This window comes from Streptomyces sp. NPDC107521 (genome assembly GCF_055598485.1).
The window spans coordinates 79967-104090 of the sequence record NZ_JBVKAT010000018.1; the positions used below are offsets into that span (position 1 = coordinate 79967).

A 24124-nucleotide genomic window follows, 5' to 3' on the forward strand; every position below is an offset into this window, starting at 1 on the left:
GGGTGCCGCGCCGCCGTCCGCCTCGGCGCGGCGGCGCGGCACCCCCGGCGGCGATCAGACCCGGGACGCGCCGTTGAGCGCGGTCAACGGGGTGTCGGCGAGGCCCAGTTCGCCGGCCCTGTCCAGCAGCCGCTGCACCTGTCCGGCGTCGGTGGCGCCCGACTTCATCAGCTTCATCAGCAGCGCGGACACCGTGAGGTTCTGCACGTCGGCGGTGGAGAAGGAGCCGAGGACGCGGGTCAGGTCGTCGGTGAAACTGGCCGAGCCGTCCAGCCAGGGCCCGGCGAGGGCCTTGGCGGTGTCGGAGTTCCGCATGAAGCCGTCGACGCTCTTGCCGAGCGAGATGGACGACAGCAGCCGGTCGAAGAAGACCGAGTCGCCGCCGACGATGTCGATGTCGGCGTTCTCCAGCCCGGTGGCGAGCACGGTGGCCTGCGCCTCCGCGACCTGCCGCTGCACGTCGAGGCCGGCCAGCCGGATGTCCTTCTCCGCCTCCAGGCGCAGCCGGTACTCCTCGTGGGTGCGGGAGGCGTCGTCCAGGGCGGCCATCGCCGCGGCCTTCTCGGTGAGTCCGGCGGCCTCCGCCTTCAGCTTGCCGCCGATGGCCTCGGCCTCGGCCTGGGCCTTCGCCCGGGCGCCCTCGGCCTCAGCGCGCATCCGGGCCTCGGTCGCCTCGGCCTCGGCGCGGCCCGCCTTGCCGATGACCTCGGCCTCCTTGTCGCGGACCTGGACCGCGGCCAGCCCCTCGGCGGCGGCCTCCGCCTGGATCGCCTCGGCCATCCGGAGCTTGGCGCGGGCGTCGAGGTCGGCGCTCTTGAGCCGGGCCTCGGCCATGGTGAGTTCCTCGGCGGCGCGGTGCGCGGCGGCCTGCTCGGCGGCCTCGGCGGCCTTGATGTCCTTGACCAGCCGCTCCTGGGCCTCCCCCTCGGCGGCGATGATCAGGGTCTGGCGCTGCCGCTCGGCCTCCTCCACGGCGCGCAGCTTCTTGATGGACTCCTCCTGCTCGGCGACGGTGCGGTCGACGGCGACGCGCTCGCGGACCACCTCGGCGATGTCCCGGCGCTCGGCCTCGACCTCCTTCTCGGCGGCTATGCGGGTGAGCTGGGTCTCCCGGTCCCGGGCGATGACCTCCAGCATCCGGTCCTTCTCGATGCGCTCGTTCTCGATGGCGATGACCCGCTCGCGGTTCTTCGCGGCGACGGCGACCTCGCGGGCCTGGTTCTCGCGCTGCACGCCGAGCTGCTCCTCGGTGCGCAGGAAGGCGGCCTGGGCGCGGAGCCGCTCCTCCTCCATCACACGGGCGGTCTCCGCCTCCTCGCGGGCGCGGGAGGTGTCGATCTCGCGCTTCTGCTTGATCTCGGCGTCGGCCTGGCGGCGCTCCAGCTCCAGGACGGCCTCGCGGGCGTCCACGTCCTGGCGGGTGATCTCCTTCTCCTCGGTGCGCCGGGCCTCGTTGGTGCGCACGTGCTCCACGGCGGTGAGTTCGGTGATCTTCCGGATGCCCTGGGCGTCGAGGACGTTCTCCGGGTCGAGCTGCTTGAGCGGCGTCTGCTCCAGGTAGTCGATCGCCGCGTCCTCCAGGTGGTAGCCGTTGAGGTCGATGCCGATGACCTCGATGATCCGGTACCGCAGTTCGTCGCGCTTGGTGTAGAGGTCGGTGAAGTCCATCTGCTTGCCGACGGTCTTCAGCGCCTCGGAGAACTTGGCGTGGAAGAGTTCCTGGAGGGTGTCGCGGTCGCTGGCGCGGGCGGTGCCGACGGCCTGGGCGACCCGGACGACGTCCTCGACGGTCTTGTTGACCTTCACGAAGAACGAGATCCGGATGTCCGCGCGGATGTTGTCCCGGCAGATCAGGCCCTCGCGCCCGGCCCGGGTGATGTCGATGACCTTCACCGAGATGTCCATGACCTCGGCCTTGTGCAGCACCGGGAGCACGACCTGGCCGGTGAAGGTGACGTCGACCTTGCGCATCTTCGAGACGATCAGCGCCTTGCCCTGCTCCACCTTGCGGAACAGGCGGGAGACGGCGAGCAGGAGGAGGACGAGGGCGACCGAGCAGACGGCGGCGAGCACACCGATGACTTCCATGACAAACGTCCTTGTGGCGTGAGGCGGTTGAAGAGGGGCGTCCCCGTGAGGCCCCTCCGTGCCCGGGTACCGGCCCGGGCGGGCCGCGGCGTCAGGCGGCGCGGCTTCGGGCGGCGCGGTCCCGGGCACCGCGGCGCCGGGCACCGCGGGCACCGGTCGCGCGCGGGGCGCGGACGGTGCGGGCGGCGCGGGACGGCCGGGCGGCGCCGTGGGCGCGCGAGGTGTGGGGGTGGCGAGCGGTACCGGCGGGGCCGGCGGGCTCGACGGAGTCGTCGGGTTCGTCCGGGAGCAGCAACTGCGGTGGCGTGGCGAACGGACCGATGACCGACATCGTGCGCCCCCTCCCGTACCCGGCACGTGTGACCGGCGCACCACCGGCTCCCCGGCACACGGTGCCGGACGGCCCACCGGTGTCGGACACCGGGACCTGCCGTGGTGCTCCCCGTGGTCCCCATCATGGATCACGGGGGCCTCCGCGCGCATTGCCGGGTCCCGGCAGCGTTGGCGGGTGCCTGGGTGCCGGTGCCTGTCAGGTACCGGTCGGACGGCGTTCCGGACGCGAAGTCCGCCGGGGGCGGCGGCGTCGCGGGACCGGCGGCGCGCCCGGTCCGGCGGCGGGCGGGCGGTTCGCCCCGGGGCGGCGGCGGGGCTCCGGCCCGGGGGCGGCGGGGGCCGGGCGGGGCGCGTCCGCCGAGGTCCGGCGGGGGCGGCACCGGTGGCCGGACCGCCCGCGCCGCGCTGCGGACGGCCCGGCGGCCCTCACCCCCAGAGCGCCCCGGCGACGGCGACGCCGGTGAAGACCGCGCCCACCCCGGCCGCGACGCAGGCGGCGACGTTCACGGCGGCGAAGAGCCCGGCCCCCTCCTCGGCCAGCCGCAGCGTCTCGTAGGAGAAGGTCGAGTAGGTGGTGAGCGCCCCGCAGAGCCCGGCGCCCAGCAGGAGCTGCACGTCCGAGGAGGCGGCGCCGGCCACCACCGCGCCCGACAGCAGCCCGAGCACGAGGCAGCCGGCCACGTTGACGGTGAGGGTGCCCCACGGGAAGACGGTGTCGTGCCGCCGCTGCACGGCGCGGTCGGTGAGATAGCGCAGCGGCGCGCCCACCATGCCGCCCGCGATCACCAGGAGCCAGTTCACGCGTCCCCCCGTCCGCCCGCGTACCGGACGACCTCGCACGCGTCGAGGATCACCAGGCCGTCCCCGACCAGCTCGTCCAGCTCCGGCAGGAAGGCCCGGACGCGCTCCTCGGTGTCGACGATCACGACGGCCACCGGCAGGTCCTCGCTGAGCGAGAGCAGCCGGGCGGTGTGGACGAGGGAGGAGGCGCCGAACCCCTCGACGCCCCGGAAGACGCTGGCGCCCGCGAGCCCGGCCCGGTGGGCGCGGTGCACGATCTCGCTGTACAGGGGCCGGTGGTGCCAGGTGTCGCCCTCGCCGATGAAGACGGTCACCCGCAGGGCGCTGCCGGTCAGTCGGGTCATGTCCGCCTCCACTCCAGTACGCGGCGCGTCGCCGTCACCGCCAGCCAGACGGCCGCGAGCGCCAGCAGCGGCGTCGCCGCCAGGTACGCGAGCGCGCGGCGGGCCTCGCCCCCGTCCACCAGCCGCTGGAAGTCCGCGGCGTAGGTGGAGAAGGTGGTGAAGCCGCCGAGCACCCCGGTGCCGAAGAAGGGCCGCACCAGCCGGTGGGCGGCCCAGACGTCGGTGATGACCACCATGAAGACGCCGATGACGGCGCATCCGGTGACGTTGACGCCGAGGGTGGTCCAGGGGAAGCCGTGCTCCGCGACCGGCCAGAGCAGGGAGGCCGCGTAGCGGGCGGCGGCCCCGGCGCCGCCGCCGAGGGCGACCACCGCCACCACCGGCAACCGGTCCCGGCCGGGACCCCGCCGGGCGGGCGGGGGCGGGCCGGTTCCGGGATCCGTCGGTTCGCCCGTACGGGAACCGGGGGCTGTCATGGCTGCACGTCTCCTACTCGCCGGGGCCCGGGCACGCGGGCGCTCGTCATCGCAAGTAGGGACTGTCGGCGGCGCCGGTGCCGCGGTTCGGGTGCGGCGAGCCCCACCGCCGCGCTGCGAGACGTCGCAGCAGGTCTCCAGCCTAACGCCCGGGGGCCCGGACGGCCGGACGGCCCCGCGGCCGGACGGCGGTCCGGGGCGGGGCGGTGTTCCGGGGCGGGCGGGGCTCCCCGGCGGGGCGGGGCCCCGGTCCCGGCGGGGGCCGGACGGAGCGGGGTGCGGGGCCGGCGCACTGGGGCGAAGGACGCCGGAACGGGTGCCGGAACGGGTGCCGGAGGCCCGCGGTCGCGGGTCCGAGCCTCCGGCCTCCGGCCTCCGACGACGCGGGGCCGCCGGAGGCCGGGGTCAGTGGTGGGCGTGGACCACCGCGTGGCCCTTGCCGCGGCCGATCATCCACTTGTTGACCGGGGTGGTGAGCACGAAGGCGATGACCAGTCCGCCGAGCAGGCTGGTCCAGAACAGGGTGTCCGAGAGGTGCGCGTCCATCGCGTCCGGTACCAGGGCGATGATCCCGTTGTCCACGAGCTCCATCACGGCGATGGAGACCGTGTCGGCGGCCAGCGCGATCCGGACCGCGCGGCGCAGGCCGAGCCCGGCGCGGCGCACCGAGAACAGGGTGAACGAGTAGCCGAAGACGAAGGCCAGCACGATCGCCAGCGCCATGGTCGACGCGTTGCCCCAGGCCAGGGCGGTGCCGATGACCATGCCGAGGATCTCGCCGACGGCGCAGCCGGTCAGGCAGTGCAGCGTCGCCAGGGCGGCCATGCGCCAGGAGGCGGGGCCGTGCCCGTGCCCCCGGCCGTCCCCGGGCCCGGGGTGCCCCTCGTGCGGTCCGTGCCGGTGCTCGTGCGGGTGTCCCCCGCCGTGCGGGCCCGGGTGGGCGCCGTGGCCCTCGGGGGCGCGGTGGTCCCCGTGGGCGGTGTGGTCCTGGTGAGCGTGATCCATGGTGGTCGCCTCCTTCACGTCGACGACTGTATACCCCTAGGGGGTATAGCGCCAAGCCTTTTCCGCCCCGTTCTCGCACCCCTGCCCGGCCCCTCCTTCCGGCCGCGCCCTCCGACCCCCGCCCCGCCCGGTCCCCGCCCCGGAGGGCGCGGCCTTGACCTCAAGCCGAGTCGAGTTCCTACGCTCCCTTCCACTCCGGCCGCACGGGCCGGGACCCACGGAGGAGCCAGTCATGGAGTCAGCGGCCGAGACGGTCATGGAGTACTCGCACGACGACGCCGACCTGCTGCGGCAGCCGATCGGCTACTGGAGTTGGGCGGCCTACGACGCGGTCGTCTCCCGCACCCGCGCCGCACTCGACCGCATAGGGGCGACCCAGCCCCAGTGGTGGATCCTCGCCCAGGTGGCCCCCGGCCCCCGCACCCGCGACGAGGTGACCGGCACCCTCGCGGGCTACCTGGACACCGGGGCGGAGGCCGTGCGCGCCGAGATCGACGGGACCGTCGCGCGGGGCTGGGTCGCCGAGGGCCCCGGGGGGACGCTGCGCCTGACGACGGAGGGCCGCGCCTTCCACGCCGAGGCGCAGGCCGTCCAGGACGACCTCCGGGCGGAGCGCCACGCGGGCATCTCCGACGAGGAGTACCTGATCACCCTGAAGACCCTCCAGCGCTTCATCCGCAACACCCACGGCCGGGCCTGGCACCAGTGACGGAGCCCCGCGGCCCACGACGGAGCCCCGCGGCACGACGGGGCGGGACGGGCGACGGGGCGGGACGGGCGAGGGGGCGGAGCGGGTGGCGAGGCGGAACTGGCGGCGGGCGGCGGGCGGCGGGCGGCGGGCGGCGGGCGAGGCGAACGGCGGGCCGGAAGAACCCGCGCCCGCCCCGGAGGAGCCCGCGCGGCGGGGGCCGCCCGCCCCCGGCCCCGCCGGCCCCTGCGGGCCCCGGAAGCCGCCTCCGCGACACCCCCGGAACGGACCCCGCTCCGCCGGAATAATCCCCCGCCCCCGACCGTTGAGCGGTTATAGTTGAAGCGTCAACAAAATGGAGGTTGAGCGACCATGCAGTTCGGCATCTTCACCGTCGGTGACGTCACCGCCGACCCGACCACGGGCCGTACGCCGACCGAGCGCGAGCGCATCAAGGCCATGGTCGCCATCGCCCAGAAGGCCGAGGAGGTCGGGCTCGACGTCTTCGCCACCGGCGAGCACCACAACCCGCCCTTCGTGCCCTCCTCCCCCACCACGATGCTCGGCTACATCGCGGCCCGCACCGAGCGGCTGATCCTCTCCACCTCCACCACGCTGATCACCACCAACGACCCGGTGAAGATCGCGGAGGACTTCGCGATGCTCCAGCACCTGGCCGACGGCCGGACGGACCTGATGATGGGCCGCGGCAACACCGGTCCGGTCTACCCCTGGTTCGGCAAGGACATCCGCGAGGGCATCGACCTGGCGGTCGAGAACTACGCCCTGCTGCACCGCCTCTGGCGCGAGGACACGGTGACCTGGAAGGGCAAGTTCCGCACCCCGCTCCAGGGCTTCACCTCCACGCCCCGCCCGCTGGACGGCGTCCCGCCGTTCGTCTGGCACGGCTCCATCCGCTCCCCCGAGATCGCGGAGCAGGCCGCCTACTACGGCGACGGCTTCTTCCACAACAACATCTTCTGGCCCGCCGACCACACCAGGCGGATGGTCGAGCTGTACCGCGACCGCTACGCCCACTACGGGCACGGCACCCCCGAGCAGGCCGTCGTGGGCCTCGGCGGCCAGGTGTTCATGCGGAGGAACTCGCAGGACGCGGTGCGCGAGTTCCGCCCCTACTTCGACGTGGCCCCCGTCTACGGACACGGGCCCTCCCTGGAGGAGTTCACCCGGCAGACCCCGCTCACCGTCGGCTCCCCGCAGCAGGTGATCGAGAAGACCCTGTCCTTCCGCGAGTACGCCGGCGACTACCAGCGCCAGCTCTTCCTGATGGACCACGCCGGCCTGCCGCTGAAGACCGTCCTGGAACAGCTCGACCTGCTCGGCGAGGAAGTCGTGCCGGTGCTGCGCCGGGAGTTCGCCGGGAACCGCCCGGCCCGGGTGCCGGACGCCCCGACCCACGCGTCGCTGCTGGCCCGGTCCCGCGAGGAAGGAGTACGCGCATGAGGCTCGTCGTCGTCTCCGCCGGACTGACGGTCCCCTCCTCCACCCGGCTGCTCGCCGACCGGCTGGCCGCCGCCACCACCGGGCACGCCCCGGCCGGGGTGGAGGTCGTCGAGGTCCGCGACCTCGCCGTGGACATCGCGCACGCCTTCACCAGCGGTTTCCCCGGGGCGGGGCTGTCCGCCGCCTTCGACGCGGTGCGCGGGGCCGACGGGCTGATCGTGGTCACCCCGGTGTTCTCGGCGTCGTACAGCGGACTCTTCAAGTCCTTCTTCGACGCCCTGGGCGGCGACGACCCCGACGCCCTGGCCGGGAAGCCGGTGCTGGTCGCCGCGACCGGCGGCAGCGCCCGCCACTCCCTGGTGCTGGAGCACGCGCTGCGCCCGCTCTTCGCCCACCTCAAGGCCGTCGTCGTCCCCACCGGGGTCTACGCCGCCTCCGAGGACTGGGGCGCCGAGGGACTGGAGGGCCGGATCGGCCGCGCCGGGGAGCAGCTCGCCGCGCTGATGCGCGGGCTGTCCGGGACGGCGGGCGCCGCGCCCGCAGGCACCACCGGTACCACCGGCACCGCTGCCCCGGCCGCCGGCCGCCCCGACGGCCTGGTGCCGTTCGAGGAACGGCTGGCGGCGCTGCGCCCCGCGGGGTGACGTCCCGGCCGCGCCCGCCGAGGGGGCCGGTGCCCGGAACCGTCCGGGCGCCGGCCCTCCGCGGGTGAGACCTCGGTGAGAAGATCCGCCGCGCGCCCGGCGGCTTGGCAGACTGGACGGGTGCCACGGACCGTACTGCTCGCCGAAGACGACCGCGCCATCCGGCACGCCCTGGAGCGTGCCCTGACCCTGGAGGGCTACCGGGTCACCGCGGTCGCCGACGGCGCGGAGGCGCTGGCCCAGGCCCACCGCTCCCGGCCGGACATCCTGGTCCTGGACGTGATGATGCCCGGCGTCGACGGCCTCCAGGTCTGCCGGTCCCTGCGCGCCGAGGGCGACCGCACCCCGATCCTCATGCTGACCGCGCTGGTCGAGACCGCCGACCGCATCGTCGGCCTGGACGCGGGCGCCGACGACTACGTGGTCAAGCCGTTCGACGTCGAGGAGGTCTTCGCCCGGCTGCGCGCCCTGCTGCGCCGCACGGACCCGCCGCCCGAGCCCGGCCCCGCCGCCCCGGCCGCGCCCCCCGCGCGGACGCCCGGACCGGACGCCGGGCGGGAGGGGGGCGCCGGACGGCTGCCCGAGGCGGCCGGGGTGCGGATGGACCCGCGGGCCCGGCGCGCCTGGCGCGGCGGACGGGAGCTGGAGCTGACCCGCACCGAGTTCGAGCTGCTGGAACTCCTGGTCCGCAACGCGGGCGTGGTCCTCGACCACTCCACCATCTACGACCGCATCTGGGGCTACGACTTCGGGCCCGGCTCCAAGAACCTCGCCGTCTACGTCGGCTATCTGCGCCGCAAGCTCGACCAGCCCGACGCCCCCCAGCTCATCCAGACGGTGCGCGGGGTGGGCTACGTGCTGCGGGAGGGCTGAGTGGGCGCCGCCGCGCGCCGGGCCGGCGCCCCGCCGGGCCCCCGGCCCGGTCCTCCCCCCGGCCGCCCGGACGGCCGGGGCCCGGCGGGCCGGGGGCGGCGGCCCCTGCTGCTGTCGCTGCGGACCACCTTCGCCGTCTCCTTCGCCACGGTCACCGCCGTGGTCACCGTCCTCGTCGGCGTCCTCTCCTACAACGCGGCGGCCCGGCTGGTCCGGGTGGACCAGGAGTCCGTCTTCGACCAGGTCGTCCAGGACCTGCGGGCCGAGGTGCGCCAGCAGCGGATGTCCCCGGACGACTTCTCCTCCTCCGCCCCCGGCCACGACATCGTCCGCCCCGCCCGCACGGACGTGCAGGTCCTCGGCCCGGACGGCACCGTCCTCGACCCCTCGGGGCCCCGGCTGCCGGTCACCGCCGCCGACCGGCGCACCGCCGCCGCCCCGGAGGCGGGCCGGATGGTGATGCACCAGGACGTCGACGTCGGCCACGACATCTACCGGGTCGCGACCGTCGCCCTCGGCGGCGGGCGGGGCGCGGTGCAGGTCGCCCAGGAGTTCAGCGACACCGAGGACCTGCTGCTCGCGCTCCAGCGCCGGACCCTGGTGCTGATGGCGGCGGTGGTGACCGCCGCCGGTCTGGTCGGCTGGTGGCTCGCCCGGCGCATCACCCGGCGGCTGAGCGTCCTCGCCTCCGCCGCCGAGGCCGTCGCCCGCACCCGGCGGCTCGGCATCCAGGTGCCCGTCACCGGCCACGACGAGGTGGGCCGGCTGGGCCGCGCCTTCGACCGCATGCTGGGCCGGCTCGCCCAGTCCGAGGAGGACCAGCGCCGCCTGGTGCAGGACGCGGGGCACGAGCTGCGCACCCCGCTGACCTCGCTGCGGACCAACATCTCGCTGCTGCGCCGGATCGACGAGCTGCCGCCCGCCGCCCGCGAGGAACTCGTCGCCGACCTGGGCCAGGAGGCCCGCGAGCTGACCGACCTCGTCAACGAGCTGGTCGAGCTGGCGGCCGGGCAGTCCGACACCGAGCCGGTCTCCCCGGTCGACCTCGCCGGGATCGCCCGCGAGGCGGCCACCGCGGCACGGCGGCGCACCGGGCGCGAGGTCACCGTCCGGGCCCGCGGCGCCACACGGGCCGAGGGGCGGCCCGGGATGCTGACCCGGGCGCTGTCCAACCTGATCGACAACGCGGCGAAGTTCGACCCGGAGGGCACCGCCCCCATCGAGGTCGTCGTCAGCGGGCCCGCGCGGCCCGGCACCGTCCGGGTGGAGGTGCTCGACCGCGGGCCCGGCATCACCGACCTCGACCTGGCGCGCGTCTTCGACCGCTTCTACCGGGCCGCCGACGCCCGCTCCCGGCCGGGCTCGGGCCTCGGCCTGTCCATCGTCCGCGAGGTCGCCCTCGCCCACGGCGGCGGCCCCTTCGCCCACCGCAGGGAGGGCGGCGGCTCGGTGATCGGCTTCACCACGGGTCCCGGCGGCCCGCTCCCGGAGGACCCCGGCCCGGCCGGGTGACGGCGGCGCCGGGGCCGCCGGGGCCCGCCCCGCGCCTCCCCGGCCGCCGGCCCCGCGCCACCCCGGCGCGCGGTGCGGGCGCCCCACGGCCCCGCACCGCGCGGCACACGGCCGCCCGCACCGCGCCGTCCCCCGGCGCCTACGCTGGGCGGCGACCGGTCGTCCCGTCATCCGAGGAGCAGCCCATGGCCCCCGCCGAACCGTCCGCCGCCTCCCGCATCGCCGTCGTCACCGGGGCGAGCGGCGGCATCGGCGCCGCCACGGCCCGGCACCTGGCCGCGGCCGGGTACCGGGTCGTCCTCACCGCCCGCCGCAAGGACCGCGTCGAGGCGCTGGCCGAGGAGATCCGGGCCGCCGGGCACAAGGCGACCGCCTATCCGCTGGACGTCACCGACCGGGCCGCGGTCGACGAGTTCGCGACCGCCTTCCGCACCGTCGGCGTCCTCGTCAACAACGCGGGCGGAGCGCTCGGCGCCGACCCGGTGGCCACCGGCGACCCGGCCGACTGGCGCCGCATGTACGAGACCAACGTCATCGGCACCCTCAACCTCACCCAGGCGCTCCTGCCCGCCCTGGAGGCGAGCGGCGACGGCACGGTGGTCGTCGTCACCTCCACCGCCGGGCACGGCACCTACGAGGGCGGCGCGGGCTACGTCGCCGCCAAGCACGGCGAGCACGTGCTCGCGGAGACCCTGCGGCTGGAGATCGTCGGCCGACCGGTCCGCGTGATCGAGATCGCGCCCGGCATGGTCAGGACCGAGGAGTTCGCCCTGACCCGCTTCGGCGGCGACGAGGAGAAGGCCGCCCGGGTCTACCGGGGCGTGGCCGAGCCCCTCACCGCGGACGACGTGGCCGAGACCATCGCCTGGGCCGTCACCCGGCCCTCCCACGTCAACATCGACCTGCTGGTCGTCCGCCCCCGGGCCCAGGCGTCCAACACCAAGGTCCACCGGGAGCCGTAGGCGGGGGCGGCGGCCCGGCGGGCCCCGGCCGGGCCGCCGCGCGCACCGCGCCCCGCGGGCGTCAGCCCTTGACGCAGACGAACTGCTTGAGCTTCGCGACGACCTCCACGAGGTCCCGCTGCTGCTCCATCACCCGGTCGATGTTCTTGTAGGCGCCCGGGATCTCGTCCAGCACCCCGGAGTCCTTGCGGCACTCCACGCCCCTGGTCTGCTCCTCCAGGTCGCGCACGGTGTAGTGCCGCTTGGCCGCGTTGCGGCTCATGCGCCGGCCCGCGCCGTGCGAGGCCGAGTTGAACGCCTTCTCGTTGCCGAGGCCCTTCACGATGTAGGAACTGGTGCCCATGGAGCCGGGGATGATGCCGTACTCCCCGGCACCGGCGCGGATCGCGCCCTTGCGGGTGACCAGCAGGTCCATCCCCCCGTACCGCTCCTCCGCCACGTAGTTGTGGTGGCAGGAGACCTCCGGCTCGAAGACCGGCTTCGCCTTCCTGAACTCCCGCCGGACCACGTCCTTGAGGAGCGCCATCATGAGGGTGCGGTTGTACCGGGCGTACTCCTGCGCCCAGAACAGGTCGTTGCGGTAGGCCGCCATCTGCGGGGTGTCCGCCACGAAGACCGCCAGGTCGCGGTCGACCAGGCCCTGGTTGTGCGGGAGACCCTGTGCGACGCCGATGTGGTGCTCGGCCAGCTCCTTGCCGATGTTGCGGGAGCCGGAGTGCAGCATCAGCCACACCGCCCCGGACTGGTCGAGGCAGAGCTCGATCATGTGGTTGCCGCCGCCGAGCGTCCCGATCTGCCGCGCGGCCCGCTCCGCGCGGAACCGCACCGCCTCCGCGACCCCGTCGAACCGGCCCCAGAAGTCGTCCCAGCCCGCGGTCGGCAGGCCGTGGAAGCGGCCGGGAACGACCGGGTCGTCGTGCATCGCGCGGCCCACCGGGATGGCGGCCTCGACGCACGAGCGCAGGCGGGACAGGTCGCCGGGCAGGTCGTCGGCGGTGAGGGAGGTGCGCACCGCGGACATCCCGCAGCCGATGTCGACGCCCACCGCGGCCGGGCACACCGCGTCGCGCATGGCGATGACCGAGCCGACCGTCGCGCCCTTGCCGTAGTGCACGTCCGGCATGACCGCCAGGCCCTTGATCCACGGCAGGGTGGCCACGTTCCGGAGCTGCTGGAGGGCTCCCTCCTCCACCGTCGACGGGTCCGTCCACATCCGGATCGGGACCCGCGCGCCCGGTATCTCCACATACGACATGTCGGTCTCTTTCCCCCGGAAACAGTGCAGAAGTCATGAAGCGCAAAAACCGGAGCCAGGTCGTCGAATGGGGCGGCCGACCGGCGGTCACGGCAGCGCGTGCGATAGACATTGTCTCCAGGGGACGCCCTCCCGCGGCAAGCGATTAACCGGCGGGGACGGCGCGCGACCGCCCCGGTCCACACCGTCGAGAGGAGCCCGACCGTGCAGCGGAAGGCCTACGTACCCGCCGCCGCCTGTCTGGTGGCACTGCTGGCCGGCTGCACCGGCGGCACGGGGGACGGCGCCACGACGGACGACTCCCATCCGGGGGGCGACGGCGTCGCCACGGAGGCCGCCCAGCCGGGCAGGTACCGCACCCTGCCGGAGCCGTGCCGCGCGGTCGGCCGCAAGACGCTCGACGCGATGCTGCCCGGCATCCAGGAGATCGCGGACGAGGCGCAGCGCCAGAAGGCGTACGCGGGCGAGCCCTCCCTCGCCTACAACACGGACCGCAAGGTCGGCTGCCGCTGGAAGGTCGACTCCGCCGAGGCCACCGACCACCTCTTCGTGGACTTCGAGCGCGTGGTCTCGTACGACAACGCGGTCAGCGACGACAGCCAGGCGGAGGAGCTGTTCGCCCGCCAGGTGACCGCGGCCGACCTGCCGGAACCGTCCGCGTCGCAGACCGCGTCGGCGCCGGCCTCCCCGACCGGGACGCCCTCCCCCACCGCCTCCGCGACCGCCTCCCCCTCCGGCTCCCCGTCCGCCCCCACCGGGGACCCCTCCGCCGACGCCACCACCTCCCCCGCGCCCCGGCCGAGGCTCCTGGACGATCTGGGCGACGAGGCGTTCGTCGACGACGAGCTGAGCGGCCCCGGCCCGACCGCCGAACGCCGCACCGTGACTGTGGCGTTCCGCACGTCCAACGTCGTCGTGACCATCGAGTACGCCGAGCAGCCCGCGCTGGCCGGGGTCGTGCCCGACAGCGAGGAGATGCAGGACAGGGCGCGGAAACTCGCCTCCCAGCTCGCCGGTTCGCTGCGCGGCTGAGGCCGTCCGGGGCCGCCCGCGGGGCCCGGCCGGGGGGACGGCGCGCCGTTTCCACCGCGTACGGTGACCCCTCGGACCCGTTCCCAACCGCCAAGTGAAGGAACCATGCAGCGACGAGCCCCCCGTGCCCGAGCCGAGCGTCTGTCCCGCGTCCTGGTCGGGGCGGTCGCCGTCCCCGTGATCCTCGCCGCCGCGGGCTGCTCGTCGGACTCCGGCTCCAAGGACAGCTCCGCCGGCAAGCCCTCCGCCACCCCGTCCGCGAGCCCGTCCCCCACGGTGCGCGAGGCCGCGTACGCCGCGCTGCCGGAGCCGTGCAAGGTGCTGGCGAAGGGGACGCTGAAGGACATGGTCCCGGACGCCGGTTCGGGCAAGGAGGGCGCCTCCGGCGACGCGGAGACGCGCGGGAGCTGCTCCTGGGACGGCCTCGACGACAACGGGGTGAAGGGCTCGCAGTTCCGCTGGCTCAGCGTGTCGCTGCTGCGCTTCGACTCCGACCTCACCCGCGGCCCCGGCGACGAACTGGCGCACGAGTACTACGGGAAGCAGGTGGCCGACGCGCAGGCGGCGCAGGGCGCCAAGGGCGTGAAGTCGGAACCCGTCGCGGAGACGGGCGACGAGGCGACGCTGGTCCGCTACGAGCTGGCGAAGAAGGAGGGCGCCTTCAAGCAGCAGACGGTGGTGGCCCGGATCGAGAACGTCGTCGTCACCCTGGACTACAACGGCGCGGGCCTGGCCGGTGACGGCGCCCCGGACGCCGGGAAGCTGGCGGCGGCCGCGCGCAAGGCCGCCAAGGAGGCCGTGGCGGCGGTGGCGAAGGCCAACGCCGGGCCCGGCACGGGCGCCCCCTCGGGCACCGGTTCGCCGTCCGCCCCGGCCTCCCCGTCGCCGTCCCGGGCCGCCGCCGTACAGGGCTGACGGGTCCGGGAGGCGCACCGGCCACCCGTTCCCCGCACACATGTGCCACTCTGTTGCGCGCAACAACAGGCACAGGGAGGGGAGTACGGGTGGCCGGGCCACTTGAGCTGACACGGACGCATCGCATCCTCATCGGCATGGTCGTCTTCGGTGCCGTCGTGATCGCCGGGATCGGCTTCGCGGGCTCCTACGCCGCGGTCCGCGAGCTGGCCGTCAAGAAGGGCTTCGGGGACTTCAGTTACGTCTTCCCGATCGGCATCGACGCGGGCATCTGCGTCCTGCTCGCCCTGGACCTGCTGCTGACCTGGATACGCATCCCGTTCCCGCTGCTGCGCCAGACGGCGTGGCTGCTGACGGCGGCGACCATCGCCTTCAACGGCGCGGCGGCCTGGCCGGACCCGCTGGGCGTGGGGATGCACGCGGTGATCCCGGTGCTGTTCGTGGTCTCCGTCGAGGCGGCCCGGCACGCCATCGGCCGCATCGCCGACATCACCGCCGACAAGCACATGGAGGGCGTCCGGCTGACCCGCTGGCTGCTGTCCCCGGTGCCGACGTTCCTGCTGTGGCGGCGGATGAAGCTGTGGGAGCTGCGCTCCTACGACCAGGTCATCAAGCTGGAGCAGGAGCGGCTGGTCTACCAGGCCCGGCTGCGCTCCCGCTTCGGCCGGGCCTGGCGCCGCAAGGCCCCGGTCGAGTCGCTGATGCCGCTGCGGCTGGCCCGCTACGGCGTCGCCCTCGCGGAGACCGCCCCCGCGGGCCTGGCGGCGGCCGGCATCGAACCGGCGCTGCTGCCCCCGGCCCCGGCACGCCCCGGAGCCGCCCAGGAGCCCGCCGCCGTCACCGCGGGCGCCCCCGCGGCCGGGGCGGCGTCCCCGGCCGCGCAGCGCAGGGAACTGGGCGACGGCGGCGCCGCCGTCCGCCCCGCGGCGGAGGCCGCGCCCGGGCGGACCGCCCGGGACGGGCAGGACGCGCCGGCCGGACCGGACGGCGGCGCGGAGCCGGACGGGCGGGACGGTCGGGGCGAGCACGGCGAGCGCCCCGGCGGGCCCTCCGCGCGGCAGGACGGGCCGGACCCGGCGCCGGAGCCCTCCCCCGAGCAGAGCCCCTGGTTCAAGTCCCCGCGCCAGGTCGCCTACCAGGGCGGCTACGACCCCACGTACGACCCGGCCGAGCAGTACGCCCAGTGGTACGCGGAACAGGAGCAGGCCGACCAGTACCGCGACCAGTACGAGGAGGAGCCGCCGCTCCAGGAGCCGGACCCCGAGCCCTCCATGGAGGAGACCGGCAGCTTCCCCATCCCGGTGGGCCCGCACCGCACCCGCGAGCTGGGCGGGGGCGGCGGCACCCCGGCGGCGGAGCCGGACGAGGACGCCTACTACCAGGTGTTCAAGCAGTCCATCAACGGCAGCTATCCCACGCCCCGCGAGTTCGGCGACAACGTGGCGGCCACCTACGGCCGGACCCTGCCCGACCCGGAGGCCAAGCGCCTGGTGAGCCGCTTCACCAACCGCCACACGGCGGAGCTGGAGGACGAGCACATCGCGTGACCGCGCCCCGTGCGACGGGACCGCGGAACGACGAGGAGGGCGCCCGGCACGGCCGCCGGGCGCCCTCCTCGTCCGCTCCCGCGGCCGCTACTCCCCGAGCAGCGTGCGCACCCGCTCCTGGCCCACCGCCAGCAGCAGCGTGGGCAGCCGCGGGCCGGTGTCACGGCCGACCAGCAGGTGGTAGAGCAGCGCGAAGAAGGTCCGCTGGGCGGTCTTGATCTCCGGCGGCAGCTCCTTGGGCGTGGCGTCGGCGGAGAACCCGGCCCGGACCTTGGGCACGCCGTAGACGAGGTGGGTCAGCCCGTCCAGCGACCAGTGGTCCGCGAGCCCGTCGAGCAGCAGCCGCACCGACTCGCGGCCCTCCTCGTCGAGGGAGCCCAGCAGCTCCGCGTCCGGCGCCTCCCGGACGACGGTGCGCTGGTCGGCGGGGACATGGGTGTTGATCCACGCCTCCGCCCTGTCGTACCGGGGGCGCGCCTCGTCGAGGGAGGCCAGCGGGTGCGCCGGGTCCAGCTCGCCGAGGATGCGCTCCGCCTGCTTCTCGTTGCCCGCGGTGATGTCCGCGACGGAGGCCAGCGTCCGGTACGGCAGCGGCCGGGGCGTGCGGGGCAGCTCGGCGGCGGCGGTGCGCACGGCCCGGGAGTGGGCCGCGACGTCGGCGGGCAGCGCGCTGCCGTCCGCGACCTTGGCGTCGAGGCGGTCCCACTCGTCGTAGAGCCGCTGGATCTCCTGGTCGAAGGCGATCTTGAAGGACTGGTTGGGCCGGCGGCGGGCGTAGAGCCAGCGCAGGAGCTGGGGCTCCATGATCTCCAGCGCGTCCGCCGGGGTGGGCACCCCGCCCTTGGAGGAGGACATCTTGGCCATGCCGCTGATGCCCACGAAGGCGTACATCGGGCCGATGGGCCGCTCGCCGCCGAAGATGCCGACGATCTGCCCGCCGACCTGGAAGGACGAGCCGGGCGAGGAGTGGTCGACACCGCTGGGCTCGAAGACCACGCCCTCGTACGCCCAGCGCATGGGCCAGTCGACCTTCCAGACCAGCTTGCCCCGGTTGAACTCGCTGAGCCGCACCGTCTCGGAGAAGCCGCACTCGCCGCAGGCGTAGGTCAGCTCCGTGGAGTCGTCGTCGTAGGAGGTGACCGTGGTGAGGTCCTTGCCGCAGTTGCCGCAGAACGGCTTGTACGGGAAGTACCCGGCGGAGCCGGAGCTGCCGTCGTCCTCGGCGGCGGCGCCGGAGCCCTCGGCGGCCTCCAGCTCGGCCTCGTCGACGGGCTTCTGGCCCTTCTTCCCGGCCGCCTTCGGCTTGGTCCGGTACTGGGCGAGCACCGCGTCGATGTCGGCGCGGTGCCGCATGGCGTGCAGGATCTGCTCGCGGTAGACGCCCGAGGTGTACTGGGCGGTCTGGCTGATCCCGTCGAACTCGACGCCCAGCTCCGCGAGCGCGCCGACCATGGCCGCCCTGAAGTGCTCGGCCCAGTTGGCGTGGGGGGAGCCCTCGGGGGCGGGCACCGAGGTCAGCGGCTTGCCGATGTGCTCGGCCCAGGAGGCGTCGACGCCCTCCACCCCGCCCGGCACCTTGCGGTAGCGGTCGTAGTCGTCCCAGGAGATCAGGTGCCGGACCGTGTGGCCGCGGCGGCGGATCTCGTCGGCGACGAGGTGCGGGGTCATGACCTCGCGCAGGTTGCCCAGGTGGATGGGGCCGGACGGGGAGAGTCCGGACGCGACGACCACAGGTTTGCCCGGGGCACGGCGCTCCGACTCGGAGATGACCTCGTCCGCGAAACGGGAGACCCAGTCGGTGGTCTCTGTGCTCTGAGCCACGATCGGCACGTCCTTCTTTCTGCTCGGTCGGCCGGTACGGTCGCACGGCCGGCCGCTCCATTCTCCCAGCCCGGGCCGCATCCGCGAAAACCGCTTTTCCCCGCGTGGGATACTCGGCTCTCGTAGGTACTCCCCCGAACCCGAGCAGAACGGCACCCCTCCATGGCCTCGGTCACGTCCCTCAGCGACTCCGTCCAGCAGCAGCTCGCGTCCGCCCTGACGGCCACCAGGCCGGAGGCGGCCGGCGCGGACCCGCTGCTGCGACGAAGCGACCGGGCGGACTACCAGGCCAACGGCATCCTGGCGCTGGCCAAGAAGGCCGGGGCCAACCCGCGGGAGCTGGCCGCCGAGGTCGTCGGCCGCCTCACCACCGGCGAGGTGATCGAGCGGGCCGAGGTCTCCGGCCCCGGCTTCCTCAACCTGACCATCGCGGACCGGGCGATCACCGCGAACCTGGCCGAGCGGTACGCGGACGACACCGGCCGCCTCGGCGTCCCGTACGCCGCGCGCCCCGGCACCACGGTCATCGACTACGCCCAGCCGAACGTGGCGAAGGAGATGCACGTCGGCCACCTGCGGTCCGCGGTGATCGGCGACTCCCTGGTGCAGCTCCTGGAGTTCACCGGCGAGAGCGTGGTGCGGCGCCACCACATCGGCGACTGGGGCACCCAGTTCGGCATGCTCATCCAGTACCTGGACGAGCACCCGGGCGAGCTGGACCACTCCGGCTCGGTCTCCGGCGAGGAGGCGATGTCCAACCTGGACCGCCTCTACAAGGCGGCGCGGAAGCTGTTCGACTCCGACGAGGAGTTCAAGACCCGGGCCCGGCGCCGGGTGGTGGACCTCCAGGCGGGCGACCCGGCGACGCTGGCCGCCTGGCAGAGGTTCGTCGACGAGTCGAAGATCTACTTCTTCTCCGTCTTCGAGAAGCTGGACATGGAGGTCCGCGACCCCGACATCGTCGGCGAGTCCGGGTACAACGACATGCTGGCGGAGACCTGCCGGCTGCTGGAGGAGTCGGGCGTCGCGGTGCGCTCGGAGGGCGCGCTGTGCGTCTTCTTCGACGACATCAAGGGCCCGGACGGCAAGCCGGTCCCGCTGATCGTGCAGAAGTCCGACGGCGGCTACGGCTACGCGGCCACGGACCTGTCCGCCATCCGCGACCGGGTCTTCGGGCTGAAGGCGGACACCCTGCTCTACGTGGTGGACGCGCGGCAGTCGCTGCACTTCCGGATGGTCTTCGAGACCGCCCGCCGGGCCGGCTGGCTCGGCGAGGGGGTGACCGCGCACCAGCTCGCGTTCGGCACGATCCTCGGCAAGGACGGCAAGCCCTTCAAGACCCGCGAGGGCGTGAGCGTCAAGCTGGAGGACCTCCTCGACGAGGCGGTGCAGCGGGCCACGGCCGTGGTGCGGGACAAGGCCGGGAAGGTGGGCCTGTCCGAGACGGAGATCGTGGAGAACGGCCGCCACGTGGGCATCGGCGCCGTGAAGTACGCCGACCTGTCGACCTCCGCCGTGCGGGACTACAAGTTCGACCTGGACCAGATGGTCTCGCTCAACGGCGACACCTCCGTCTACCTCCAGTACGCCTACGCCCGGGTCCAGTCGATCCTGCGCAAGTCCGGCGAGGCCCGCCCGCTGCCCCGCCCGGAGCTGGCGCTGGCCCCGGCGGAGCGCGCGCTGGGACTGCACCTGGACCAGTTCGGGGAGACGGTGCTGGAGGTGGCGGCGTCCTACGAGCCGCACAAGCTGGCGGCGTACCTCTACCAGCTCGCCTCGCTGCTGACGACCTTCTACGACCAGTGCAGCGTGCTGAAGGCCGACACCCCGGAGCAGACGGAGAACCGGCTGTTCCTGGTCGACCTGACCGCCCGCACCCTGCACCGGGGCATGGGCCTGCTGGGCATCAGGACGCCCGAGCGGCTCTGACCGACCCGGCGCGCACCGGTCCGGCGGCCCGGCGGGGGCCCGGCCCCGGCGCAGTCCCCGGGAGCACCACGCGGCCCGTCCTTCCCCCGAGGGGAGGGGCGGGCCGCGGCGCGTGCGGAGGCCGCACCGGGGCGGCCCGGGTGACCACCGGGCGGGCGACCGGGGTGCGGGGCGGGCGCGGAACGGGCGCGGGGTGCCGGGGCGGGCGCGGGCGGTGGGTGCGTCGGCGGGGTCAGGCGGCGCGCAGGCCCGCACCGAGCCGCCGCAGCCCCTCCGCGATCTCCTCCGGCGTCTGGGTGACGTAGCACAGCCGCAGGGTGGCCCGGTCGGGCTCGCCCGCGTGGAAGGGGGCGCCGGGGACGTACGCCACGTCGTGCCGGACCACCCCGGGCAGCAGGGCGGTGGTGTCGTATCCGTCGGGCAGCCGGACCCAGAGGAACATGCCGCCCTCGGGCCGGGTCCAGGCGGAGCCCTCGGGGAGGGCTCCGGGGAGTCCCGCGAGCATGGCGTCCCGGCGGGCCCCGTAGGCGGCGGCGACCCGGGCCACATGGGCGTCCAGATCGCTGTCGGCGAGATAGCGGGCGGCGGCGAGCTGGTTGACGGTGGGCGTGTGCAGGTCGGCGGCCTGCTTGGCGACCGCGCAGGCCCGGCGCAGCCCGGCGGGCGCGCGCAGCCAGCCGAGCCGCAGGCCGGGGGCCATGACCTTGGAGAAGGAGCCGAGCAGCACGGTCCGGTCCCGCGCGCCGTCCTGGGCGGCGAGCCAGGGCACCCGGGCGCCCTCGAAGCGCAGTTCGCCGTAGGGGTCGTCCTCGATGATCCAGAGCCCGTGGCGGGCGGCGACACCGGCCACGGCGGCCCGGCGCCCGGCGGGCACGGTGCGGCCGGTCGGGTTCTGGAAGGTGGGCACGGTGTAGAGCAGCTTGGGCCGCTCGCGCACCACCAGCTCCGCCAGCGCCTCCGGGTCCACGCCGTCCGCGTCCCCGGGCACCGCGACGACGCGGGCCCCGGCGAGGCCGAACGCCTGGAGGGCGGCCAGGTAGCAGGGGTCCTCGACGAGGACGGTGTCGCCGGGCTCCAGCAGGGCGGTGGCCAGCAGCGACAGGGCCTGCTGCGAACCGGTGGTGACGAGGATGTCGTCGGGGCCGGTGGGCAGGCCCCGGGCGGTGGTGCGGTCGGCGAGCGCGGCGCGCAGCACCGGTTCGCCCTCGGTGGTGGAGTACTGCAGCGCCCGCTCCGGCTGCCCGTCGAGGACGGCCCGGTAGGCAGCGGCTATCCCCTCGGTGTCGAACAGCTCGGGGGCGGGCAGCCCGCCCGCGAAGTTGATCACCTCGGGACGGGCGGTGACCGCGAGGATGTCCCGGACCGGCGACCCCCCGACGGAGCGGGCGCGCGCGGCGAGCGGGGGCAGGGGGGCGGCGGAGGCGGAGGCGTCCGGGATCACGGTCATGGGCCGCAGCCTAGAGAGAAGGATGCCGTGTACACGCGCCCGTTTCGGGATGCGGACGCCGGGCGGGCCGGGGGCGGCCGCGGCCGCCGAAGGCGGTGGGGCTACGGGAGGGGGGTGGGGCCCGGCGGGCGGTCCGGGGACGGGCGGGGGACGGGGGCCAGTGCCCGTGTCCCACGCCGGTGCCTGGGCGGTGCCCGCCTCCGCCGCTGTGCTCCGGTGCCCGTTCCCGTACCCCTGCCCCTGCCGATGCCCCTGCCGTGCCGGAAGGGTCAGTTCTTCGCGGCCAGCGCGCCGTAGACGTTGATGTCGGCGTCCGTCGCGTCGTCGATGCCCCGGTAGCGGACCTTCTCGATCTCCTCCAGCTTCGCCAGGTACGCCCTCCCCGGCCGCTCGGGCACCGGGGCGGCGTGGTCGGGGCGCCAGTGGTGGACGGGGACGACCCCCGGCTCCGCCACGGCCAGCCCGTTCTCCGTGAAGAAGCGCCCCACCTCCGCGCGGGTGCGCAGGACGAAGGTGAACCCCCGCTCCGTGTACGTCCGCTGGACGGCGCGGACGTTCTCCGGGTTGAGGTCCTCGGTGAGGTGGCTGAGGACCACCCGGCTGCCCGGCGGCAGCGCGTCGACCAGCTCGCGGACGATCGGGTAGGCCCGCCCGTCCTCGACGAAGTGCAGCACCGCGACCAGGCACAGGGCGATCGGCCGGCCGAAGTCCAGGGTCCGGGCTGCCTGTTCGAGGATGCGGGCCGGGTCGGCGAGGTCGGCGTCGACGTAGTCGGTGCGTCCCTCGGGGCCGCTGGTGAGCAGGGCGCGGGCGTGGGCGAGGACCACCGGGTCGTTGTCGACGTAGACCACGCGGGAGTCGGGGCGGATGCGCTGGGCGATCTGGTGGACGTTCTCGGCGGTGGGCAGTCCGGTGCCGATGTCGAGGAACTGCCCGATGCCCTCCTCCCGCGCGAGCGCGGTCACGGCGCGGCGCAGGAAGTCCCGGTTGTGCCGGACGTCGAGGTAGCCGCGGGGGTTGGCGGCGAGCGCGGCGGCGGCCGCGTCGAGGTCGGCGGGGTAGTGGTCCTTGCCGCCGAGGAAGACGTCGTAGACGCGCGCGGGGTGCGCCCTGCCGCTGTCGATCCTCCTCCGCAGCTCGGCGGGGTCGTGGCTGAGGGCGTCACCGGGCATGGCGTCTCCTGACCGAGGGGGGTGGTGGGGCGTCACCAACAACCTAGCTTCCCAAGGGACTTGACGCTTTCCCGGCATCCCCCGGCGAGCGGTGGCCGTCCGGCGCGGCCGGGGCGCCGGACGGGCGGGGGGCGTGTCCGGGGCGGGCGGGTGAGTACCGCGGGGAGCCGGACCGGGCGCCGGGTCAGGTACAGGGTCGGGCGCCGGGTCAGGTGCCGGAGGACCACTGCCAGGAGGAGTCCGCGCCGAGCGGATAGCCGTAGTAGGCCGGGGTGCGCGAGGCGCTGGTGCGGAAGGGGCGGCCGTGGTCGTCGACGCGCAGGGTGCCCCGGCGGGTGCCGCTGGACCAGTCCAGCTCCAGGTACCAGCGGACGTCGTGGCCACTGGTGTGCGCGGTGACCCGGAACACCTCGGGGTCGGACTCGCTGACCTTGTAGGGGAAGTCGCGCTGGCCGCCGATGGGCTTCACCGGCGGGTTGCCCAGGTCGAGGGAGACGTCGAAGGAGGTCGTGCCGACCCCGCCGCCGCAGCCGCTGCCCATCGCGTACTGCCGCCAGTCCAGCGGCGGCCCGCTGCTGACCACCCGCGCGTGCAGTCCGCCGAGCACCACGGTGTCCGCGCCGGTGCCCTGCACCGTGAGGACGACCATCTGGCTGTCGGCGGCCACCGCGCCGAGGGCCGCGGCCCAGCCGACCGCGTCCTGCTGGGCGGGCGGCGGCGGAACGTTCCGCGGGCTGCGGTCGATCAGGAAGGACTGGTCGCAGGGGGAGTCCCAGGCGAAGGGGGTGGTGGAGACGCCGAGGAGCGGTCCGCGCGCGGCGGAGGCGGAGGCCGAGGGGGCACCGCCGGGCGGGGCGGCCGGTCCCCGCTCCCCCGCGGCCCCGGACGCGGACGGCGACCCGGTGCCGGTCCCCCGGTCCGGCGGCGGGGAGGGCGCGGGCGGGGCGGAGGACGGCGTGGTGCGGCCGGACCCGGTCCGGTGCTCCCCGGCGGTGGACGGCACCGCCGACTCCCGCGCGGAGGCGGCCCCGGCCACCTCGCCGGACCCGCCCGGGGTGCCGCTGCCCGACACCAGGTTCACCACCAGCGCCACGGCGGCGGCCACGGCGACGACTCCCCCGGCGGCGTAGGCGGCGGCCCGGGGACCCCGGCGGCGGCCCCGGGCCCGGGCGGCGTGCGGGGCGTCCGGGGTGACGTCGGGGGCGGGGGCGCCCGGGGGCAGGCGTACGGCGCCGGCCCCGGCGTCCGCCGGGGGCGCGGAGGCGCCCCGGGGCACGGGCGGGACGTCGGCCGCCGGGAGCGGTGCGGAGGAGGCGGCGGCGGAGGCGGAGGCGGAGGCGGAGACCGCCCCGGAACCGTCGACGGCGGCGCCGGGGACCGCTCCGGAACCGTCGGCGGCGGGGGTGCCCGGGGCCGGGGACACCGCGTCGGCCCCGGTCGGGACGTGGGGGCCGGGGGCCGGGGCACCGGTGGGCGCGGGCGGTGCGGGCGCGGGCGAAGGGGAGGTGGGTGAGGGTGCGGAGGCGGGGGGCGCGGAGGCCGAGCGCGGCGCGCTGGGCGGGGTCGCCGGAACGGCCGGAGCCGCCGGGGCGGCCGGGGACACCGGAGCCGCCGGTGACGCGGGAGCCGCCGGTGACGCCGGGGACTCCGCGCCCTCTCCGGCCGCTTCCGGAGCCGGGCGTCCGGCGTCCCTTCGGGCCGCTTCCGGAGCGGGCGGCGGCGTGTTCCCCGGGACCGGTTCGGGAGCCGGGCGCGGCGTGCCCCCTCGGGCCGCCTCCGAAGCCGAATCCGGCGCGCTCCCCCGGGCCTGCCCCGG

At 75.3% G+C, this 24124-nt stretch carries 21 protein-coding genes; 10 read left to right on the forward strand and 11 right to left on the reverse strand.

Annotated features, from left to right (window positions below):
• Positions 1 to 54: 54 nt before the first annotated feature.
• The 6 genes from ACZ7LB_RS24415 to ACZ7LB_RS24440 all read right to left on the reverse strand — a co-directional run bounded on the left by ACZ7LB_RS24415 (position 55) and on the right by ACZ7LB_RS24440 (position 5047).
• Positions 55 to 2088, reverse strand: coding sequence for a flotillin family protein (locus ACZ7LB_RS24415; RefSeq protein WP_471471147.1), 2034 nt, complete (start codon positions 2086 to 2088; stop codon positions 55 to 57).
• A 91-nt stretch (positions 2089 to 2179) separates the two neighbouring features.
• Positions 2180 to 2419 (reverse strand): hypothetical protein, encoded by a 240-nt coding sequence (locus ACZ7LB_RS24420; RefSeq protein ID WP_471471148.1) that lies wholly within the window; start codon positions 2417 to 2419, stop codon positions 2180 to 2182.
• Positions 2420 to 2847: 428 nt separating this feature from the next.
• Complete coding sequence (gene crcB, locus ACZ7LB_RS24425) at positions 2848 to 3222, reverse strand: fluoride efflux transporter CrcB (protein ID WP_471471150.1); 375 nt, start codon at positions 3220 to 3222, stop codon at positions 2848 to 2850.
• Positions 3219 to 3566 (reverse strand): DUF190 domain-containing protein, encoded by a 348-nt coding sequence (locus ACZ7LB_RS24430; protein ID WP_471471151.1) that lies wholly within the window; start codon positions 3564 to 3566, stop codon positions 3219 to 3221. Before ACZ7LB_RS24430 ends, crcB (ACZ7LB_RS24425) begins: the two co-directional genes overlap by 4 nt.
• Positions 3563 to 4042: a fluoride efflux transporter CrcB gene (gene crcB / locus ACZ7LB_RS24435; protein ID WP_471471154.1), complete on the reverse strand. Its 480-nt coding sequence runs from the start codon at positions 4040 to 4042 to the stop codon at positions 3563 to 3565. The genes ACZ7LB_RS24430 and crcB (ACZ7LB_RS24435) overlap by 4 nt, the downstream gene beginning before the upstream one ends.
• A 405-nt stretch (positions 4043 to 4447) precedes the next feature.
• Positions 4448 to 5047: a DUF4396 domain-containing protein gene (locus ACZ7LB_RS24440; protein ID WP_471471157.1), complete on the reverse strand. Its 600-nt coding sequence runs from the start codon at positions 5045 to 5047 to the stop codon at positions 4448 to 4450.
• Between the two features lie 256 nt (positions 5048 to 5303).
• Here ACZ7LB_RS24440 and ACZ7LB_RS24445 point away from each other — a divergent pair, with 256 nt between their 5' ends.
• The 6 genes from ACZ7LB_RS24445 to ACZ7LB_RS24470 all read left to right on the forward strand — a co-directional run bounded on the left by ACZ7LB_RS24445 (position 5304) and on the right by ACZ7LB_RS24470 (position 11190).
• A complete protein-coding gene (locus ACZ7LB_RS24445; RefSeq protein ID WP_471471267.1) occupies positions 5304 to 5756 on the forward strand; it encodes a MarR family winged helix-turn-helix transcriptional regulator in 453 nt (150 codons plus the stop codon).
• A 351-nt stretch (positions 5757 to 6107) separates the two neighbouring features.
• Positions 6108 to 7199: an LLM class flavin-dependent oxidoreductase gene (locus ACZ7LB_RS24450; RefSeq protein ID WP_471471159.1), complete on the forward strand. Its 1092-nt coding sequence runs from the start codon at positions 6108 to 6110 to the stop codon at positions 7197 to 7199.
• The gene (locus tag ACZ7LB_RS24455) at positions 7196 to 7843 is read left to right on the forward strand and encodes a CE1759 family FMN reductase (RefSeq protein WP_471471160.1); all 648 of its coding nucleotides are present in this window, start codon (positions 7196 to 7198) and stop codon (positions 7841 to 7843) included. The genes ACZ7LB_RS24450 and ACZ7LB_RS24455 overlap by 4 nt, the downstream gene beginning before the upstream one ends.
• Before the next feature lie 120 nt (positions 7844 to 7963).
• Positions 7964 to 8716 carry a response regulator transcription factor gene (locus ACZ7LB_RS24460; RefSeq protein WP_471471162.1) on the forward strand — a complete coding sequence of 251 codons (753 nt, stop codon included), beginning with the start codon at positions 7964 to 7966 and terminating at the stop codon, positions 8714 to 8716.
• A gap of 105 nt (positions 8717 to 8821) precedes the next feature.
• A complete protein-coding gene (locus ACZ7LB_RS24465; protein ID WP_471471269.1) occupies positions 8822 to 10228 on the forward strand; it encodes a HAMP domain-containing sensor histidine kinase in 1407 nt (468 codons plus the stop codon).
• A gap of 185 nt (positions 10229 to 10413) precedes the next feature.
• Complete coding sequence (locus ACZ7LB_RS24470; protein ID WP_471471164.1) at positions 10414 to 11190, forward strand: SDR family NAD(P)-dependent oxidoreductase; 777 nt, start codon at positions 10414 to 10416, stop codon at positions 11188 to 11190.
• A gap of 61 nt (positions 11191 to 11251) precedes the next feature.
• Here the strand turns inward: ACZ7LB_RS24470 and ACZ7LB_RS24475 are convergent, their stop codons facing one another.
• The gene (locus tag ACZ7LB_RS24475) at positions 11252 to 12445 is read right to left on the reverse strand and encodes an RtcB family protein (protein WP_471471166.1); all 1194 of its coding nucleotides are present in this window, start codon (positions 12443 to 12445) and stop codon (positions 11252 to 11254) included.
• Positions 12446 to 12649: 204 nt separating this feature from the next.
• Here ACZ7LB_RS24475 and ACZ7LB_RS24480 point away from each other — a divergent pair, with 204 nt between their 5' ends.
• From ACZ7LB_RS24480 to ACZ7LB_RS24490, 3 genes are all read left to right on the forward strand, one after another.
• Entirely contained in the window at positions 12650 to 13477 is an 828-nt protein-coding gene (locus ACZ7LB_RS24480; RefSeq protein WP_471471167.1) for a DUF3558 domain-containing protein, read from the forward strand.
• A 105-nt stretch (positions 13478 to 13582) separates the two neighbouring features.
• Positions 13583 to 14392 (forward strand): DUF3558 family protein, encoded by an 810-nt coding sequence (locus ACZ7LB_RS24485; protein WP_471471169.1) that lies wholly within the window; start codon positions 13583 to 13585, stop codon positions 14390 to 14392.
• Positions 14393 to 14481: 89 nt separating this feature from the next.
• Positions 14482 to 15939, forward strand: a complete 1458-nt coding sequence (locus tag ACZ7LB_RS24490) for a DUF2637 domain-containing protein (RefSeq protein ID WP_471471171.1) — start codon at positions 14482 to 14484, stop codon at positions 15937 to 15939.
• An 87-nt stretch (positions 15940 to 16026) separates the two neighbouring features.
• Here the strand turns inward: ACZ7LB_RS24490 and lysS are convergent, their stop codons facing one another.
• A complete protein-coding gene (gene lysS / locus ACZ7LB_RS24495; RefSeq protein WP_471471173.1) occupies positions 16027 to 17769 on the reverse strand; it encodes a lysine--tRNA ligase in 1743 nt (580 codons plus the stop codon).
• Positions 17770 to 17922: 153 nt separating this feature from the next.
• Here lysS and argS point away from each other — a divergent pair, with 153 nt between their 5' ends.
• On the forward strand, positions 17923 to 19689 hold the full coding sequence (gene argS / locus ACZ7LB_RS24500) for an arginine--tRNA ligase (protein WP_471471175.1): 1767 nt from the start codon (positions 17923 to 17925) through the stop codon (positions 19687 to 19689).
• 232 nt (positions 19690 to 19921) lie between these two features.
• Here argS and ACZ7LB_RS24505 read toward each other — a convergent pair whose 3' ends face one another.
• The 3 genes from ACZ7LB_RS24505 to ACZ7LB_RS24515 form a co-directional block, all read right to left on the reverse strand.
• Complete coding sequence (locus ACZ7LB_RS24505; RefSeq protein ID WP_471471177.1) at positions 19922 to 21136, reverse strand: aminotransferase-like domain-containing protein; 1215 nt, start codon at positions 21134 to 21136, stop codon at positions 19922 to 19924.
• A 269-nt stretch (positions 21137 to 21405) separates the two neighbouring features.
• Positions 21406 to 22308 (reverse strand): SAM-dependent methyltransferase, encoded by a 903-nt coding sequence (locus ACZ7LB_RS24510; protein ID WP_471471179.1) that lies wholly within the window; start codon positions 22306 to 22308, stop codon positions 21406 to 21408.
• A gap of 208 nt (positions 22309 to 22516) precedes the next feature.
• Positions 22517 to 23731, reverse strand: coding sequence for a helix-turn-helix domain-containing protein (locus tag ACZ7LB_RS24515; RefSeq protein ID WP_471471271.1), 1215 nt, complete (start codon positions 23729 to 23731; stop codon positions 22517 to 22519).
• Between the last annotated feature and the right edge of the window lie 393 nt (positions 23732 to 24124).

Bases quoted from the DNA above. Each gene is read 5' to 3' on its own strand.
- ACZ7LB_RS24445 (WP_471471267.1), top strand. From the start codon at position 5,304: ATGGAGTACTCGCACGACGACGCCGACCTGCTGCGGCAGCCGATCGGC.
- ACZ7LB_RS24430 (WP_471471151.1), bottom strand. From the start codon at position 3,566: ATGACCCGACTGACCGGCAGCGCCCTGCGGGTGACCGTCTTCATCGGC.
- ACZ7LB_RS24455 (WP_471471160.1), top strand. From the start codon at position 7,196: ATGAGGCTCGTCGTCGTCTCCGCCGGACTGACGGTCCCCTCCTCCACC.
- ACZ7LB_RS24485 (WP_471471169.1), top strand. From the start codon at position 13,583: ATGCAGCGACGAGCCCCCCGTGCCCGAGCCGAGCGTCTGTCCCGCGTC.
- ACZ7LB_RS24420 (WP_471471148.1), bottom strand. From the start codon at position 2,419: ATGTCGGTCATCGGTCCGTTCGCCACGCCACCGCAGTTGCTGCTCCCG.
- ACZ7LB_RS24475 (WP_471471166.1), bottom strand. From the start codon at position 12,445: ATGTCGTATGTGGAGATACCGGGCGCGCGGGTCCCGATCCGGATGTGG.
- ACZ7LB_RS24505 (WP_471471177.1), bottom strand. From the start codon at position 21,136: ATGACCGTGATCCCGGACGCCTCCGCCTCCGCCGCCCCCCTGCCCCCG.
- argS (WP_471471175.1), top strand. From the start codon at position 17,923: ATGGCCTCGGTCACGTCCCTCAGCGACTCCGTCCAGCAGCAGCTCGCG.
- ACZ7LB_RS24440 (WP_471471157.1), bottom strand. From the start codon at position 5,047: ATGGATCACGCTCACCAGGACCACACCGCCCACGGGGACCACCGCGCC.
- ACZ7LB_RS24450 (WP_471471159.1), top strand. From the start codon at position 6,108: ATGCAGTTCGGCATCTTCACCGTCGGTGACGTCACCGCCGACCCGACC.
- crcB (WP_471471154.1), bottom strand. From the start codon at position 4,042: ATGACAGCCCCCGGTTCCCGTACGGGCGAACCGACGGATCCCGGAACC.
- ACZ7LB_RS24415 (WP_471471147.1), bottom strand. From the start codon at position 2,088: ATGGAAGTCATCGGTGTGCTCGCCGCCGTCTGCTCGGTCGCCCTCGTC.
- ACZ7LB_RS24470 (WP_471471164.1), top strand. From the start codon at position 10,414: ATGGCCCCCGCCGAACCGTCCGCCGCCTCCCGCATCGCCGTCGTCACC.
- ACZ7LB_RS24510 (WP_471471179.1), bottom strand. From the start codon at position 22,308: ATGCCCGGTGACGCCCTCAGCCACGACCCCGCCGAGCTGCGGAGGAGG.